This is a genomic window from Streptomyces sp. NPDC018693 (assembly GCF_044391385.1).
GTDB lineage: Bacteria > Actinomycetota > Actinomycetes > Streptomycetales > Streptomycetaceae > Streptomyces.
Window position 1 is genome coordinate 113,343 of sequence record NZ_JBIRZZ010000003.1, and the last position, 14,618, is coordinate 127,960.

Annotated in this window: 14 protein-coding genes and 1 pseudogene; 6 read left to right on the forward strand and 9 right to left on the reverse strand. The window is 71.8% G+C overall.

From position 1 onward, the window contains the following. Positions 1-80: 80 nt before the first annotated feature. Positions 81-310 (reverse strand): annotated as a pseudogene (locus ACH5AC_RS08830) (IS3 family transposase); the annotation flags it as partial. A gap of 262 nt (positions 311-572) precedes the next feature. On the opposite strand from ACH5AC_RS08830, the gene ACH5AC_RS08835 reads away from it, so the two are divergent. Further along, a complete protein-coding gene (locus ACH5AC_RS08835; protein WP_398861020.1) occupies positions 573-2,402 on the forward strand; it encodes an MFS transporter in 1,830 nt (609 codons plus the stop codon). On the opposite strand, the gene ACH5AC_RS08840 is transcribed toward ACH5AC_RS08835, so the two are convergent. Continuing rightward, positions 2,371-2,574 carry a hypothetical protein gene (locus ACH5AC_RS08840; protein ID WP_398861021.1) on the reverse strand — a complete coding sequence of 68 codons (204 nt, stop codon included), beginning with the start codon at positions 2,572-2,574 and terminating at the stop codon, positions 2,371-2,373. The two genes, ACH5AC_RS08835 and ACH5AC_RS08840, sit on opposite strands and share 32 nt — an antisense overlap. Before the next feature lie 43 nt (positions 2,575-2,617). On the opposite strand from ACH5AC_RS08840, the gene ACH5AC_RS08845 reads away from it, so the two are divergent. The 3 genes from ACH5AC_RS08845 (at position 2,618) to ACH5AC_RS08855 (ending at position 6,377) form a co-directional block, all read left to right on the forward strand. Then, positions 2,618-4,420, forward strand: a complete 1,803-nt coding sequence (locus tag ACH5AC_RS08845; protein ID WP_398861022.1) for a DEAD/DEAH box helicase — start codon at positions 2,618-2,620, stop codon at positions 4,418-4,420. A gap of 331 nt (positions 4,421-4,751) precedes the next feature. Beyond that, complete coding sequence (locus tag ACH5AC_RS08850) at positions 4,752-5,393, forward strand: IclR family transcriptional regulator (RefSeq protein ID WP_398861024.1); 642 nt, start codon at positions 4,752-4,754, stop codon at positions 5,391-5,393. A gap of 192 nt (positions 5,394-5,585) precedes the next feature. Further along, positions 5,586-6,377 (forward strand): PDZ domain-containing protein, encoded by a 792-nt coding sequence (locus tag ACH5AC_RS08855; RefSeq protein ID WP_398861025.1) that lies wholly within the window; start codon positions 5,586-5,588, stop codon positions 6,375-6,377. 16 nt (positions 6,378-6,393) lie between these two features. On the opposite strand, the gene ACH5AC_RS08860 is transcribed toward ACH5AC_RS08855, so the two are convergent. The 6 genes from ACH5AC_RS08860 to ACH5AC_RS08885 all read right to left on the reverse strand — a co-directional run bounded on the left by ACH5AC_RS08860 (position 6,394) and on the right by ACH5AC_RS08885 (position 10,366). Beyond that, a complete protein-coding gene (locus tag ACH5AC_RS08860) occupies positions 6,394-6,579 on the reverse strand; it encodes a hypothetical protein (RefSeq protein ID WP_398861026.1) in 186 nt (61 codons plus the stop codon). 13 nt (positions 6,580-6,592) lie between these two features. Next, positions 6,593-7,171 carry an ArsR/SmtB family transcription factor gene (locus tag ACH5AC_RS08865; protein ID WP_398861027.1) on the reverse strand — a complete coding sequence of 193 codons (579 nt, stop codon included), beginning with the start codon at positions 7,169-7,171 and terminating at the stop codon, positions 6,593-6,595. A gap of 61 nt (positions 7,172-7,232) precedes the next feature. Continuing rightward, positions 7,233-8,051, reverse strand: coding sequence for an ABC transporter permease (locus ACH5AC_RS08870; protein WP_398861028.1), 819 nt, complete (start codon positions 8,049-8,051; stop codon positions 7,233-7,235). Continuing rightward, entirely contained in the window at positions 8,048-9,205 is a 1,158-nt protein-coding gene (locus tag ACH5AC_RS08875) for an ABC transporter ATP-binding protein (RefSeq protein WP_398861029.1), read from the reverse strand. Before ACH5AC_RS08875 ends, ACH5AC_RS08870 begins: the two co-directional genes overlap by 4 nt. Continuing rightward, on the reverse strand, positions 9,198-9,863 hold the full coding sequence (locus ACH5AC_RS08880; RefSeq protein WP_398861030.1) for an ABC transporter permease: 666 nt from the start codon (positions 9,861-9,863) through the stop codon (positions 9,198-9,200). The genes ACH5AC_RS08875 and ACH5AC_RS08880 overlap by 8 nt, the downstream gene beginning before the upstream one ends. A gap of 23 nt (positions 9,864-9,886) precedes the next feature. Beyond that, positions 9,887-10,366, reverse strand: coding sequence for an Lrp/AsnC family transcriptional regulator (locus ACH5AC_RS08885; protein WP_398861031.1), 480 nt, complete (start codon positions 10,364-10,366; stop codon positions 9,887-9,889). A gap of 121 nt (positions 10,367-10,487) precedes the next feature. Between ACH5AC_RS08885 and hppD the strand changes: the two genes are divergently transcribed. Further along, complete coding sequence (hppD, locus tag ACH5AC_RS08890) at positions 10,488-11,633, forward strand: 4-hydroxyphenylpyruvate dioxygenase (RefSeq protein ID WP_398861032.1); 1,146 nt, start codon at positions 10,488-10,490, stop codon at positions 11,631-11,633. A gap of 19 nt (positions 11,634-11,652) precedes the next feature. Here the strand turns inward: hppD and ACH5AC_RS08895 are convergent, their stop codons facing one another. Then, the gene (locus ACH5AC_RS08895; protein ID WP_398861033.1) at positions 11,653-13,113 is read right to left on the reverse strand and encodes a tetratricopeptide repeat protein; all 1,461 of its coding nucleotides are present in this window, start codon (positions 13,111-13,113) and stop codon (positions 11,653-11,655) included. A gap of 92 nt (positions 13,114-13,205) precedes the next feature. Here ACH5AC_RS08895 and ACH5AC_RS08900 point away from each other — a divergent pair, with 92 nt between their 5' ends. After that, positions 13,206-14,612: an FAD-binding oxidoreductase gene (locus ACH5AC_RS08900; RefSeq protein ID WP_398861034.1), complete on the forward strand. Its 1,407-nt coding sequence runs from the start codon at positions 13,206-13,208 to the stop codon at positions 14,610-14,612. Positions 14,613-14,618 lie beyond the last annotated feature (6 nt).

Consider the following 14,618-nt stretch of genomic DNA (forward strand, 5'->3'; position numbering starts at 1 on the left):
AGACCAACCACGTCCCTGAACTGCCCCGGGTTTGGTTTGAGTTTCTCGTCGCGCACGGAACGGGCGGAGGGGGCTCCAAGGCGTTTCTTGTGGGTGTAATACGTGGAAGGGGCGATCTTGCAGTCGTGCTCGGTGAGCGTTCTGCAGATCGGCTCGACGCCACCGAAGCGGTCCCGGTGCTCGTCGATGAACGCTACGAGCGTGTGTGTGGCGGGTCGAACTCGGCCGCGAAGAAACTCGCCGCGGCCTTCAGGATCTCGTTGGCCCGCTTGAGTTCGGCGTTCTCCTGCTTTAGCGCCTTGATCCGGGCGGACGTGCGTGTCACCGGCCTGCGCCGCACCCGCTACCGCAACCTGCCCGGCACCCCACTCTGCGGCACCCGCACCTCCCGCCTCGAAGCCCTCATGCTCGCGGCCTGACAGCTCGAATCACGGCTTTCCCAGCAGAGTCCTTCAAGCCGACGCACTGCGAACGAAATCCCGGTAGCCGAGAGGGCTTAGGACCAACGGTGGAGCTGAGGCCCCGTCCTCCGACAGGGGTCAAAGCCGGGTTCGGGCCTTACTCTGGCGGGCGTGACTGTCCTCAAGCCCAGCCCCGCCGCCGTCGCCGATGACCTTGCCGTGACCGTGCTCGGGCGCACGTACCGGGCGCTCAGCGTCGGCATCGTGTCCGTCGTGCTGCTGATCGCCTTCGAGGCGACCGCGGTGGGGACCGCGATGCCGGTGGTGGCCCGGGAGCTGGACGGAGTGTCGGTGTACGCCTTCGCGTTCTCCGGGTTCTTCACCACCAGCCTCTTCGGGATGGTTCTCGCCGGGCAGTGGTCGGACCGGCGGGGCCCGCTCTCCCCGCTGACCTGGGGCATCGGCGCCTTCGCGGGCGGACTGGTGCTGTGCGGGACCGCCGGCGCCATGTGGGTCTTCATCGCCGGCCGGGCCGTCCAGGGGCTCGGGGGCGGGCTGGTCATCGTCGCCCTGTACGTCGTCGTCGGGCGGGCCTACCCGGAGCCGCTCCGCCCGGCGATCATGGCGGCCTTCGCGGCGAGCTGGGTCGTACCGTCGGTCGTGGGCCCCCTGGCATCCGGCGCCATCACCGAGCATGCCGGCTGGCGCTGGGTCTTCCTGGGGATCCCGGCCCTCGTCGTCTTCCCCCTCGCCCTTGCGCTGCCGCAGATACGACGGCGGGCGGGGGGTCCGGTGGGGGGCGGGGACGGAGCGAGGGGCGGGGCCGGGGGCGGTGCCTCGACTGGTTCGGGCGTCATCGGCTCCTCGCCCGGTCCCACGGCTCACTCCTCGGCTGGCTCTGGCGTTGATTCCGCGGCTGGCACCAGCGTTGGTTCCTCGGCTGGCGCCGACGTCGCTTCCGCGGCCGGTTCTTCGGCGGGTTCTGGGGTCGGCTCTGGGGTCGGTTTCTCGGTCGGTTCCGATGGGGGTTCGCCGGCTGGTTCGTTGGCCGGTTCTGGTGTTGGTTCTTCGGCGGGTTCTGGGGTCGGCTCTGGGGTCGGTTCCTCGGTCGGTTCCGATGGGGGTTCGCCGAGTGGTTCGTCGGCCGGTTCTGGCGTCGGCTCCTCGGCCGGTTCCCTGGCCGGTGCTGACACCGACTCCCCGTCCGGCTCCGTCGACCGGCGTCGGATTCGGCTCGCCCTCGCCGTGTCCCTCGGCGCGGGGCTGCTGCAGTACGCCGCGCAGGACCTCCGCCCGCTGTCGCTGCTGCCCGGGGTGGTGGGAGCCGCCCTGCTCGTCCCCGCCGTCCTCGGGCTTCTCCCGCGCGGCACCTGGCGGGCGGCCCGCGGGCTGCCCTCCGTCGTGCTCCTGCGCGGGCTGGCCGCCGGGTCCTTCATCGCCGCCGAGTCCTTCGTGCCGCTGATGCTGGTCACCCAGCGCGGGCTGTCCCCGACCCTCGCCGGGTTCTCGCTCGCGGCCGGCGGGGCGACCTGGGCGCTCGGCTCCTGGGTGCAGGCGCGGCCGCGCGTGGCGCCGTACCGGGAGCGGCTGATGACCGCCGGCATGCTGCTGACCGCCGCCGCGATCGTCGCCGCGCCGAGCGTGCTCATCGACTCCGTACCGGTGTGGACCGTGGCCGTCGCCTGGGGGTTCGGCTGCTTCGGCATGGGGCTGGTCATCTCCTCCGTCAGCGTGCTCCTGCTCCAGCTGTCCGCCCCCGAGGAGGCCGGCACCAACTCCGCCGCCCTCCAGATCTCCGACGCCCTCTCCAACGTCCTCCTCCTCGCCGCGGGCGGCGCCGCCTTCGCCGCCCTGGGCGGCGGCTCCATCGCCCACACAGCCACGGAAGCCGCCGCCTCCGGCTCCCACCCCACCGCCTTCGTCGCCGTCTTCCTGCCGATGGCGGGCGTGGCCCTGCTGGGCGCGTGGGTCACGCGGCGGCTGCGGGACCGCACCAGGTGACGTTCCTCGACAGCGGCAGCAGGCCGCGGCCCTGCTGCATGCCCTCGCCGCGCATCATCCGCTTGTCGACCGGAACCAGCGGGGGCTGTGATGTGGGTCCCACCCGGTGGTGGCGCGGGGGCGTCCGCGCGGTGGCATCGTCGGGGCGCCGGTAGGGTGGCCCGGTTGTCATACGTAGCCGAGAGCCCGGCCCAGACCCACCGAACCCGGAGACCGTGACTACCACCGCCGCTTCCTCCTCCCACTCCCACCACCTCTCCCCGGCCTTCCCCGGCCGCGCTCCCTGGGGTACCGCCAGCAAGCTGCGGGCCTGGCAGCAGGGGGCGATGGAGAAGTACATCCAGGAGCAGCCGCGTGACTTCCTCGCCGTCGCCACGCCCGGCGCCGGCAAGACGACCTTCGCGCTCACCCTGGCCTCGTGGCTGCTGCACCACCACGTCGTGCAGCAGGTGACCGTGGTGGCGCCCACCGAGCACCTGAAGAAGCAGTGGGCGGAGGCCGCGGCCCGGATAGGGATCCGGCTGGACCCGGAGTACAGCGCCGGGCCGCTCAGCAAGGAGTACCACGGTGTCGCGGTGACGTACGCGGGTGTCGGCGTGCGGCCCATGCTGCACCGCAATCGCAGTGAGCAGCGCAAGACGCTGGTCATTCTGGACGAGATCCATCACGCCGGGGACAGCAAGTCGTGGGGCGAGGCGTGTCTTGAGGCGTTCGAGCCGGCGACGCGGCGGCTGGCGCTGACCGGTACGCCGTTCCGGTCCGACACCAACCCGATCCCCTTCGTGGCGTACGAGGAGGGGGCCGACGGGATCCGCCGCTCCTCCGCCGACTACACCTACGGGTACGGCAACGCGCTCGCCGACCACGTCGTCCGTCCGGTCATCTTCCTCTCCTACAGCGGCAACATGCGCTGGCGCACCAAGGCCGGTGACGAGATCGCCGCCCGGCTCGGCGAGCCGATGACCAAGGACGCGATCAGTCAGGCGTGGCGTACGGCCCTCGATCCGCGCGGCGACTGGATGCCGAGCGTGCTGCGCGCCGCCGACCAGCGGCTGTCCGAGGTCAGGAAGGCGATCCCGGACGCGGGTGCCCTCGTCATCGCCTCCGACCAGGACTCGGCGCGGGCGTACGCCAAGCTGATCCGGGAGATCACCGGCCACAAGGCGACCCTCGTGCTGTCCGACGACGCCGGCGCGTCCAACCGGATCGACGAGTTCAGCAACAGCACCGACCGCTGGATGGTCGCGGTGCGCATGGTGTCGGAAGGCGTCGACGTGCCCCGGCTGGCGGTCGGGGTGTACGCCACGACCATCTCGACGCCGCTGTTCTTCGCGCAGGCCGTCGGGCGTTTCGTACGATCGCGGCGGCGCGGCGAGACCGCCTCGGTGTTCCTGCCGACCATCCCTGACCTGCTCGGCTTCGCCAACGAGATGGAGCGTGAACGGGACCACGTCCTCGACAAGCCGAAGAAGGACGGCGGCGAGGAGGACCCGTACGCCGAGGAGGACAAGCTCCTCCAGGAGGCCGAGCGGCAGCAGGACGAGGACACCGGTGAGCAGGACATGCTGCCCTTCGAGGCGCTGGAGTCCGACGCCGTCTTCGACCGGGTCATGTACAACGGCGCCGAATTCGGCATGCAGGCCCACCCGGGGAGTGAGGAGGAGCAGGACTACCTCGGCATCCCTGGGCTGCTGGAGCCGGACCAGGTGCAGCTGCTGCTGCAGAAGCGGCAGGCCAAGCAGATCGCGCACAGCCGCAAGAAGCCGGCCGAGGAGGCCGATCTGCTGGAGATGCCCGCCGAGCGGCGGCCCGTCGTCTCGCACAAGGAGCTGATGGAGCTGCGGCGGCAGCTCAACACGATGGTCGGGGCGTACGTCCATCAGAGCGGCAAGCCGCACGGGGTGATCCACACCGAGCTGCGGCGGGTGTGCGGCGGGCCGCCGAGCGCGGAGGCGACGGCGGGGCAGCTGCGGCAGCGGATCGCCAAGGTGCAGGAGTGGGCGACGCGGATGAAGTGAGCGTCGCCCGCATGGCCGGGGGCGCGTTCTCTTGGCCGACGTCTCATTGCGCGCCGTACGTATCGGGACAAACTCAGGTAGTCCATACCGGCCCTTGACCGGATTCTGGACGGAGCCTTCCGCTGAGCGAACCTGTCCCGCTACTGTCCCGCTACGCACACGCCCCGTGGCAGTGCCGCCGCGGAGCGCAGCCGTGAAGCGACTGTGCCCGGAAAGGACCCGGGCTGTCATCGATCGGCGGCCTCTGAAGCGCGTCACGTCGTACGGGACTCGGGTGACGCATCCGCCGCGAGGGGGTCCGCCGACCTCACCACTTGGAGGAGTGGGCGTCGTGACCGCGGAGACCTCTCAGACGCTCGACCGAGGACTGCGTGTCCTCAAGCTGCTGGCCGACACGGACCACGGACTGACCGTCACCGAGCTTTCCCAGAAACTGGGCGTGAACCGGACCGTGGTGTACCGGTTGCTCGCCACGCTGGAACAGCATGCGCTCGTACGCCGTGATCTGGGCGGCCGTGCGCGGGTCGGGCTCGGGGTGCTCAGGCTCGGGCGCCAGGTGCATCCGCTGGTGCGGGAGGCGGCGCTGCCGGCGCTGCGGTCGCTGGCCGAGGACATCGGGGCGACCGCGCATCTGACGCTTGTCGACGGGGCCGACGCGTTGGCCGTCGCCGTCGTGGAGCCGACCTGGACGGACTATCACGTGGCCTATCGGGCCGGGTTTCGGCATCCCCTGGATCGGGGCGCGGCGGGGCGGGCGATACTCGCGGCTCGGCAACGGCCGCCGGGGGAGCCGGGGTACACGTTGACGCATGGGGAGCTGGAGGCGGGGGCGTGCGGTGCTGCGGCGCCGTTGGTGGGGGTGACCGGGGTCGAGGGGAGTGTGGGGGTTGTGATGCTGGCGGACGCGGTGCCGGAGCGGGTGGGGCCTCGGGTGGTGGATGCGGCGCGGGAGGTCGCGGAGGCGCTGCGCTGAGCTGAGCCGTGAACGCCGGGTGAGCTGGGCCAGGGGGGTCGGTGCGCAGCTCGGCGCGGCGAGGTGCCTCCCCCAGAGGGGACCCCCAGCCCACCCGTGCCGCCTGGGGGTACCTCCCAGGCCCTTGAGGCACTGGGGGAGGGACGACTGCCCGCAGCTACGTCGGGTGACTCGACCACGTACATTGAGGCCGTGCTCTCTCGTCTCAGTCGGCCGCAGGCCGTCGCGCTCTACGCGACCCCCCTCGTCGCGCTGCTCGCCACCGCGGGGCTTGCGCCGTTGCCGTTTTCGGTGGCGCAGCCGGGGATGACGGCGGATGTGCTGGGGAAGGACAAGGGTTCGCAGGTGATCACGATCTCGGGTGCCCCGGTCAGGGAGACCCGTGGGCAGTTGCGGATGACGACGATCGAGGCGACCAATCCGGACGCCCGCATCACGCTCGCCGATGTGCTCGACGGCTGGTTCCGTACCGACCAGGCCGTGATGCCGAGGGACTCGGTCTACCCCAGCGGTGAGACGGTCGAGGAGATCCAGGAGCACAACACCGCGCAGATGAAGGAGTCGCAGGACGACGCGACCGAGGCGGCCCTGAACTACCTGAAGCTCGACTCCGACGACGTCAAGGTCAGCCTTGAGCTCGCCGATGTCGGCGGCCCCAGTGCCGGTCTGCTGTTCTCCCTCGGCATCGTCGACAAGCTCGTCGGTGATGGGGCCGGCGGCGATCTCACGGGCGGTCGGGTCATCGCCGGTACGGGGACCATCGACGCCGACGGCAAGGTCGGCGCGGTCGGCGGTGTGGCCCTGAAGACGCAGGCCGCCCGGCGGGACGGGGCAACCGTCTTCCTGGTGCCGCAGGCCGAGTGCTCCGACGCCGAGGGTGAGCTGCCGAAGGGACTCAGGCTGATTCCGGTGAGCACTCTCAAGGGCGCGGTGGACGCCCTCAAGGCGCTGGAGTCGGGGAAGGGTTCCGTGCCCAGCTGCTAGGGCTGGGGCTCAGGGCTCATCCGGCGGGCACTGTCTGCGGCCGTGCCACCAGACGCAGGCCGACTTCCACGAGCGTCCAGCCGACCCGCGTCCGCAACTGCCGGGCGGGCTGGGTGGGAGTGGCGAGCGCGGACGCCGTGGCCTCGGCGCGGAGTTCGGCGGCGCGGGCGTGGTGCAGGGCGAGGTGGGTCTCGGGATGCATCGGGCGGGGCCTCTCAGTCCGAGCTGATGGGGAAGATGTGGGTGTGGAAGCGCACCTGCTCGGCTCCCGGGGTGCCGTCGGGGAGGGCCTGTGCGCGGTAGCTCTCGATCAGGTCGTGGATCTTCTGGTTGAGCTCGCCGGTGAGTTCGGGCGTGAGGCGGAGCGTGAAGTCGCTGATGTCCGAGGCGCTGAACCAGTCCTCGGGCCATTCGTGGAGCGTGCCGATGTACGTCGACAGCTCCTGGGCGTGGGTGGTCGCGACCTCGTGCATGAACAGGGAGGCCGCGCCGCGGACCGCCGGGTCCGGGTCCCGCAGCAGCGCCTCGTCGAACCGCACGCCCTCGTCCGCCGCCTTCCACCAGCGCTCCCGGCCCTTGCCGTGCTCCGGCGCGTCCTCGACGAAGCCGTACGCGGCGAGCTGACGGAGGTGGTAGCTGGTGGCGCCGCTGGACTCGCCAAGTTTCCCGGCGAGTTGGGAGGCGGTGGCGGGGCCGCCGCGCCGCAGGGCGGACAGCAGTCGCATCCGCAGGGGGTGGGCGAGCCCGCGCAGGGTGCGGGCGTCGAGTACGTGGAGCTTCGGTTCCTCGGCCATGCGTACAAAGGTACCGTTGCAAAGATTCCTTTGCAACGGATTCTTTGCACCTTGCGGAGCGTTACCGCCCGGCCTCCAGCCCGGCCGGTTTCAGCAGCACCTCCGCCAGGGACGCCAGCCAGTCCACGAGCAGCGCCAGCGTGATGGTGAGCACCGAGCCCAGGACCAGGACCGGCATCCGCTGGTCGGTGAGGCCGGTGCTGATCAGGACACCCAGGCCGCCGCCTCCGGCGAAGGCCGCCAGGGTCGCCGTACCGACGCTCAGCACCAGGGCCGTCCGGACGCCCGCCAGGATCAGCGGCACCGCCAGCGGCAGTTCCACCCGGCCCAGCACGCCCCAGGGCGACATCCCGATGCCCCGGGCCGCCTCCAGCAGGGTCGGGTCGGTGGACCGCAGGCCCGCGACGGTGTTCGACAGCACGGGCAGTACGGCGTAGGCGACCATGCCGATCAGGGCGGCGCGGCGGCCGATGCCCAGCCAGATCACCAGCAGGGCGAGCAGGCCGATGGCCGGGGTCGCCCGGCCCGCGTGGGCCGACGCCGTCACCACGGGGGCCGCGCGCCGGAACGCCCGCCGCGTCAGCAGCACGCCCAGCGGGATCGCGGTGACCAGCACGAAGAAGGCCGAGATCACCGTCAACCACACGTGCTGCCACAGCGCCTTCGGCACCTGCCCGCCCGACAGCGCGTTCTCCGAGACCGGGTCCAGATCGGCCCGCAGGAACCACAGCCAGGTCGCGAGCAGCACGGCCACGACGAAGGCGGGCAGCAGGGTCAGCTTCCGCCAGGTCAGCCGTCGTAGGGCGGGCGGGGGAGAGGTGGGCGAGAAGGCGACGGCGATTCCCGTCTGCCGCCGCTCCTCCACCTCGGTCGCGGTCACGCCCGCTCCGCATGCGTCCGGTCGGCCTCCAGCAGCTCCCGCACGGCGTTCATCAGCGTCTCCATGCCGACGACGCCCGTGTACTCGCCGTGCCGCCCGGTCACCGCCGCCCGCCCCGAGCTGTCGGTGAGCACCGCCTCCAGGGCGTCCCGCAGCGTGGCGTCCCCGGTCACCGTGACGGTCACCGGTGTCCCGGCCCGCGCCAGCGAGCCCCTGGCCCGCATCAGGTCGCCGCGCCGCAGCCACCTGTGGGGGCGGCGCCGCCGGTCCAGCAGCAGGATCTCGCTGGTGCCGGCGGCCCGCAGCGTCCGGAACACCTCCTGGAACGGTGTGTCGACGGTCACCGTCGGCCAGCCGGTGATCTCCACGTCCCGTACGCGCGTCAGGTTCAGCCGCTTCAGTGCCGCGCCCGCGCCGACGGAGCCCGACACGAAGCCGTCCGCCGGGTTGGTGAGGATCGCCTCCGGGGTGTCGAACTGGGCGATGTGCGAGCGTTCGCTCAGTACCGCGATCCGGTCGCCCAGCTTGATCGCCTCGTCGAAGTCACGGGTGACGAACACGATCGTCCTGCGCAGCTCGTGCTGGATCCGGATCAGCTCGTCCTGGAGGTGCTCACGGGTGATCGGGTCGACGGCCCCGAACGGCTCGTCCATCAGCAGCACCGGCGGATCGGCGGCCAGCGCCCGCGCCACGCCCACGCGCTGCCGCTGCCCACCGGACAGCCGGCGCGGGTAACGGTCGTGGAACTCGCGGGGATCCAGGCCGACGAGGTCGAGCAGCTCCTCCACCCGGGCCTCGATCCGGCTCTTCGGCCAGCCGGTCATCCTCGGCACGAGGGCGATGTTCTGCGCGACGGTCATGTGCGGGAAGAGCCCGGCCGACTCGATGGCGTACCCGACCTTGCGGCGCAGCCGCACCGGGTCGATGCCGGTGACGTCCTCGCCGCCCATGCGGATGCGGCCGCCGCTCGGCTCGATCATCCGGTTGATCATCTTCAGGGTGGTGGACTTCCCGCACCCGGGCGGGCCGACGAGGACGACCGTCTCGCCCGCCCCGATCTCCAGGGTGACGCCGTCGACGGACGGGCGGTCACTGCCCGGGTAGCGCTTGCTCAGGTTCTCCAGCTCGACGGAGACACCGTGACCGCTAGACACGGATACCCCTGCGGACACGGATACCCCTCGGAATCGTCAGCCGCCCGACCACCACATACGCGGCGTCGAACAGCAGGGCAAGAACCACGATCCCCAGCGTCCCGGCGAGGACCTGGTTGAGCGCGTTCGCACTGCCGAGGGAGGCGAGGCCGCTGAAGACGACCTGGCCGAGGCCGGGCCCGGAGGCGTAGGCGGCGACGGCGGCGATGCCCATCAGCATCTGCGTGGAGACCCGGATGCCGGTCAGGATCGGCGGCCAGGCGAGCGGCAGCTCGACCCGCAGCAGCCGGGCCGCCCGTGACATGCCGAGGCCCCGGGCCGCGTCCACCAGCGACGGATCGACGCCGCGCAGCCCCACGACCGCGTTGCGCACGACCAGCGGCAGCCCGTACAGCGTCAGCGCGATCACCGTGGGCGCGACGCCCAGCCCCACGACCGCCACCAGCAGCCCGATCAGGGCGAGCGACGGGACGGTCAGCGCCGTGGAGGCCGCCGTGGTGGCGAGGCGGGCCGCCCACTCGCTGCGGTAGGTGGCGACCCCGATCGCGACGCCGAGCAGTGCCGCCAGGACCATGCACTGCAAGACGGCGCTCGCGTGCTGGAAGGCGTCCGCGAGCAGCTGCTGACGGCGGTTGCCGAGGTACTCCCAGAAGGACAAGCGAGCAATCCCTTCGCCGGCCGTCAGCTCCTTGCCGGGTCCTCCGCCGCCTGCTCCACGAGCGGGATGATCCGCAGCGGAACGGGGTTCTCCATCACGATCGCGGTGGACGCCCGGACGATCCCATCGAAACCGACGACCCGGTCGATCACCCGCTGGAGATCGGCGTTGGAGCGGGCCACCAGCCGGCACAGCATGTCCCCGGTGCCGGTGGTGGTGTGCAGCTCCAGCACCTCGGGGACGGTCGCCAAGTGCGCCCGTACGTCGGCCCCTTGGCCCTGCCGGATCTGCAGCGTCGCGAAGGCGGTGACCGGGTAGCCGAGCGCCGCCGGATCGACCTGGGGACCGAAGCCGCGGATGACTCCATTGGACTGAAGCCGGTCGAGCCGCGCCTGCACGGTGCCCCGGGCGACCCCCAGCCGCCGGGACATCTCCAGCACCCCGATCCTCGGCTCCCGCGCCAGCAGCACGATGATCCGCCCGTCCAGATGATCGATCGCCATACCCGCCTCCGGGTGGTCATCCTGTACAGAAAGCCCGCCGACATGCCCTGCCGACCGAGCACATTGCCCAGCAGATGAGCAAACTGTTGCGCACTCTGCCGTCCGGAGTGAGGCTGCGGCTATGACGCAGACCACACACCACACTCCCGACACCGACCGGCAGGCCGACCCCTTCCCGGTCAAGGGAATGGACGCGGTCGTCTTCGCCGTGGGCAACGCCAAGCAGGCGGCGCACTACTACTCCACCGCCTTCGGCATGAGGCTGGTCGCGTACTCCGGACCGGAGAACGGCAGCCGGGAGACCGCGAGCTACGTCCTGGAGAACGGCTCCGCCCGCTTCGTGTTCACCTCGGTCATCAAGGCCGCCACCACCTGGGGCCACTTCCTCGCCCAGCACGTGGCCGAGCACGGCGACGGCGTCATCGACCTGGCCATCGAGGTCCCGGACGCGCGCGCCGCGTACCACTACGCGCTCGAACACGGCGCGACCTCGGTCGCCGAGCCGTACGAGCTGAAGGACGAGCACGGCACGGTCGTCCTGGCCGCGATCGCCACCTACGGCGAGACCCGCCACACCCTCGTCGAGCGCTCCGGCTACGACGGTCCCTACCTGCCCGGCTACGTCGCCGCGGCCCCGATGGTCGAACCGCCCGCCCAGCGCACCTTCCAGGCCATCGACCACTGCGTCGGCAACGTCGAACTCGGCCGGATGAACGAGTGGGTCGGCTTCTACAACAAGGTCATGGGCTTCACGAACATGAAGGAGTTCGTGGGCGACGACATCGCGACCGAGTACAGCGCGCTGATGTCCAAGGTGGTCGCCGACGGCACCCTGAAGGTCAAGTTCCCGATCAACGAGCCGGCCATCGCCAAGAAGAAGTCGCAGATCGACGAGTACCTGGAGTTCTACGGCGGCGCGGGCGTGCAGCACATCGCCCTGAACACCAACGACATCGTGGCGACCGTACGCACCATGAGGGCGGCAGGCGTCCAGTTCCTGGACACGCCCGACTCGTACTACGACACCCTCGGCGAGTGGGTCGGCGACACCCGCGTGCCGGTCGAGACCCTCCGCGAGCTGAAGATCCTCGCCGACCGCGACGAGGACGGCTATCTGCTGCAGATCTTCACCAAGCCGGTCCAGGACCGTCCGACCGTCTTCTTCGAACTCATCGAGCGGCACGGCTCGATGGGCTTCGGCAAGGGCAACTTCAAGGCGCTGTTCGAGGCCATCGAGCGGGAGCAGGCCAAGCGCGGGAACCTCTAGGGCTGCCGGGGGCCGACGGTCACCGTGGCGGTTCCACGTCCGCCGGCTCCCCCAGCTTGACCAGCGCCGCCCGGGCCGCGGGGGCGTGGAGCGGCGAGAAGTACGGATTGATCCGCAGCGCCTCCGCCAGATGCCGCCGCGCCGGGCCGGTCAGCTTCAACCCCTGCTCGATCATGCCGCGGTGGTAGGCGTACCAGGCGCTGCGCACTCCGCCGCCGTGCTCCTCGTCCGTCGCCCGTACGGCGAACCCGAACGCCTCCTTGTCGTCGCCGGCCTGGTGCAGGGCCCAGCCCAGCGCGTCGGCCACCGCGACGCCCGGCTGCCGCTTCCACTCGGCCCGCAGCAGGTCGACGGCCACCGCCGGGTCGCCGTGGTCGGCCTCGAACAGCCCGAGCACCAGCCGGCCGTCGACCCCGCCGGCGGCGTCCTGCCGGACCCGCTCCCGCAGCAGGTCGTACTGCGCGCGGGCGGCCTGGTCGCGCCCCAGGGACTCGTACAGCTCGCCCAGTTCCAGGGCGTACTGCGGCAGCGGCTGCTCGGCGAGGGCCGTCCGGTAGGCGTTCAGCGCCTCCGAGGTGCGGCCCAGCGCGGCCAGGGCGCGCCCCTGCCCGGCCTGCGCGGCCCGCTGGTCGGGATCCAGACGTACGGCCTCCTCGAACTGCCGCAGCGCGGTCTCGGGTTCACCGCGCTCCCAGGCGAGCTGTCCGGCGCGCTCCCGCCAGGCCGCCTCCTCGACGGGCGCCACGGCACCGGCGGCGGCGTCTGACAGGGCGGCGGCCGCGTCCTCACGTCGGCCGCGGTCCCGGTACACCGCGGCCGCCCGCGCCAGCACGGCGGGCCCCGACCGCAGCTCCATCAGCCTCTCCAGCGTGGCGTGGGCCTTCTTGTGGTCGCCGAGCCCGGTGTAGGCGTCGATCAGCAGCGGATACGTCGTCCAGCGCTTCGGCGCCGCCTCCAGCGCGGCCTCACCCCACGCCCGGGCGGCCCGGAAGTCCCGCCGGGCGTTGGCCAGCGCGGCCATCCCGTCGAGCGCCTCGGGATTGCCCTCCGGCGCCGCCTTCAGCGAGGCCCGCAAGGCCCGCTCGGCCTTCGGGTAGTTCGCGGCGGCATCGGCGGTACGCCGCCCCCGCTCGACGTACGCGGTCCCCAGTACGGCCAGCGCCCGCGCGTCCCGGGGTTGCTGCCGTACGAGCGCCTCCTGCTGTTCGATCAGCGCCCCCAGATCGGGCAGCGAGGCCGCCACGCCGGCCGTGACCGCCGCCCGCGCCTGGGCACCCGAAGCGGGCGCGGGGCCCCGCCGGGGGCCCGGCTCCTCGGACGGCCACATCAGCAGCCCGCCACCGAGCAGGAGCGCACCCACGAGGGAACCGACGAGCAGCCGCCGCCGGAGTGTGGAACGGGGGGTCGAGGGCGTGGGGGCGGGGCCGGGACCGTCGGGGGCTGCCTGGGTCTCCGGGGCCGCTGGGGCGTCGTTCTGCATGCTGATCACTGTGCGGCAGTACGACGAGCACATCGCGGTGACCGCAAGGGGAGCGGGACGGGGTTCACACCGATGGCCCCGGGTGACACGCTGTGATCATGAGCCGTATTGAGGGCGCGTCCGACACGCACCAGAGCAAGCTCACCGGGCGGCTGCTCGCGGGGCTGCCCGCCGACGCCGTGCTGATCGACCCCGGCGTGACCGCCTCCTACGCCAACGACATGGCAAGCTTCTGCCCGGCCGGCAGCCCCGCGGTCGTCGTGCTGCCGCGCACCGTGGAGCAGGTGCAGCACATCATGCGCACCGCGACCGAGCTGCGCGTCCCGGTCGTCCCGCAGGGCGCCCGCACCGGCCTGTCCGGCGGCGCCAACGCCACCGACGGCTGCATCGTGCTGTCCCTGACCAAGATGGACCGCATCCTGGAGATCGACCCCGTCGACCGTGTCGCCGTCGTCGAACCGGGAGTCGTCAACGCGGCCCTGTCCCGCGCCGTCAACGCGCACGGCCTGTCCTACCCCCCGGACCCCTCCAGCTGGGAGATGTGCACGATCGGCGGCAACATCGGCACCGCGTCCGGCGGCCTGTGCTGCGTGAAGTACGGGGTGACCGCGGAGTACGTCCTCGGACTGGGCGTGGTGCTCGCCGACGGCCGCCTCATGTCCACCGGCCGGCGCACCGCGAAGGGCGTCGCCGGCTACGACCTCACCCGCCTCTTCGTCGGCTCCGAGGGCTCCCTCGGCATCGTCGTACGGGCCGTGCTCGCCCTCAGGCCGCGGCCGCCCCAGCAGCTCGTCCTGGCCGCCGAGTTCTCCTCCGCGCGCGCCGCCTGCGACGCCATCTGCCGGATCATGGCCGAGGGCCACGTCCCGTCACTCCTCGAACTCATGGACCGTACGACGGTGAAAGCCGTCAACGACCTCGCCCGCATGGGCCTGCCCGAGACCACCGAGGCCCTGCTGCTGGCGGCCTTCGACACCCCGGACCCCGCCGCCGACCTGGCCGCCCTGGGCGCGCTGTGCGAGGCCGCCGGAGCCACCCAGGTGGTGCCCGCCGACGACGCCGCCGAGTCCGAACTCCTCCTCAAGGCCCGGCGTCTGTCGCTCACCGCGCTGGAGGCGGTGCGCGGCACGACGATGATCGACGACGTGTGCGTGCCGCGCTCCCGGCTCGGCGACCTGCTCGACGGGGTCGAGCGCATCGCCGAGAAGTACCGGCTCACCATCGGTGTCGTCGCCCACGCCGGCGACGGCAACACCCACCCCACGGTCTGCTTCGACGCGGCCGACCCCGACGAGTCGCGGCGCGCCCGCGAGTCCTTCGACGAGATCATGGCGCTCGGCCTGGAGCTGGGCGGCACGATCACCGGCGAACACGGCGTCGGCGTACTGAAGAAGGAGTGGCTGGCGCGCGAACTCGGGCCGGTGGGGCTGGAGATGCAGCGGGCCGTCAAGCAGGTCTTCGACCCGCTGGGCATCCTCAACCCGGGCAAGCTGTTCTGACACCCG

What these genes read in the sequence shown, in the direction of transcription:
- ACH5AC_RS08840 (WP_398861021.1), bottom strand. Translation starts at nt 2,574, where the DNA reads ATGACAACCGGGCCACCCTACCGGCGCCCCGACGATGCCACCGCGCGG.
- ACH5AC_RS08860 (WP_398861026.1), bottom strand. Translation starts at nt 6,579, where the DNA reads ATGCATCCCGAGACCCACCTCGCCCTGCACCACGCCCGCGCCGCCGAA.
- ACH5AC_RS08865 (WP_398861027.1), bottom strand. Translation starts at nt 7,171, where the DNA reads ATGGCCGAGGAACCGAAGCTCCACGTACTCGACGCCCGCACCCTGCGC.
- ACH5AC_RS08885 (WP_398861031.1), bottom strand. Translation starts at nt 10,366, where the DNA reads ATGGCGATCGATCATCTGGACGGGCGGATCATCGTGCTGCTGGCGCGG.
- hppD (WP_398861032.1), top strand. Translation starts at nt 10,488, where the DNA reads ATGACGCAGACCACACACCACACTCCCGACACCGACCGGCAGGCCGAC.
- ACH5AC_RS08895 (WP_398861033.1), bottom strand. Translation starts at nt 13,113, where the DNA reads ATGCAGAACGACGCCCCAGCGGCCCCGGAGACCCAGGCAGCCCCCGAC.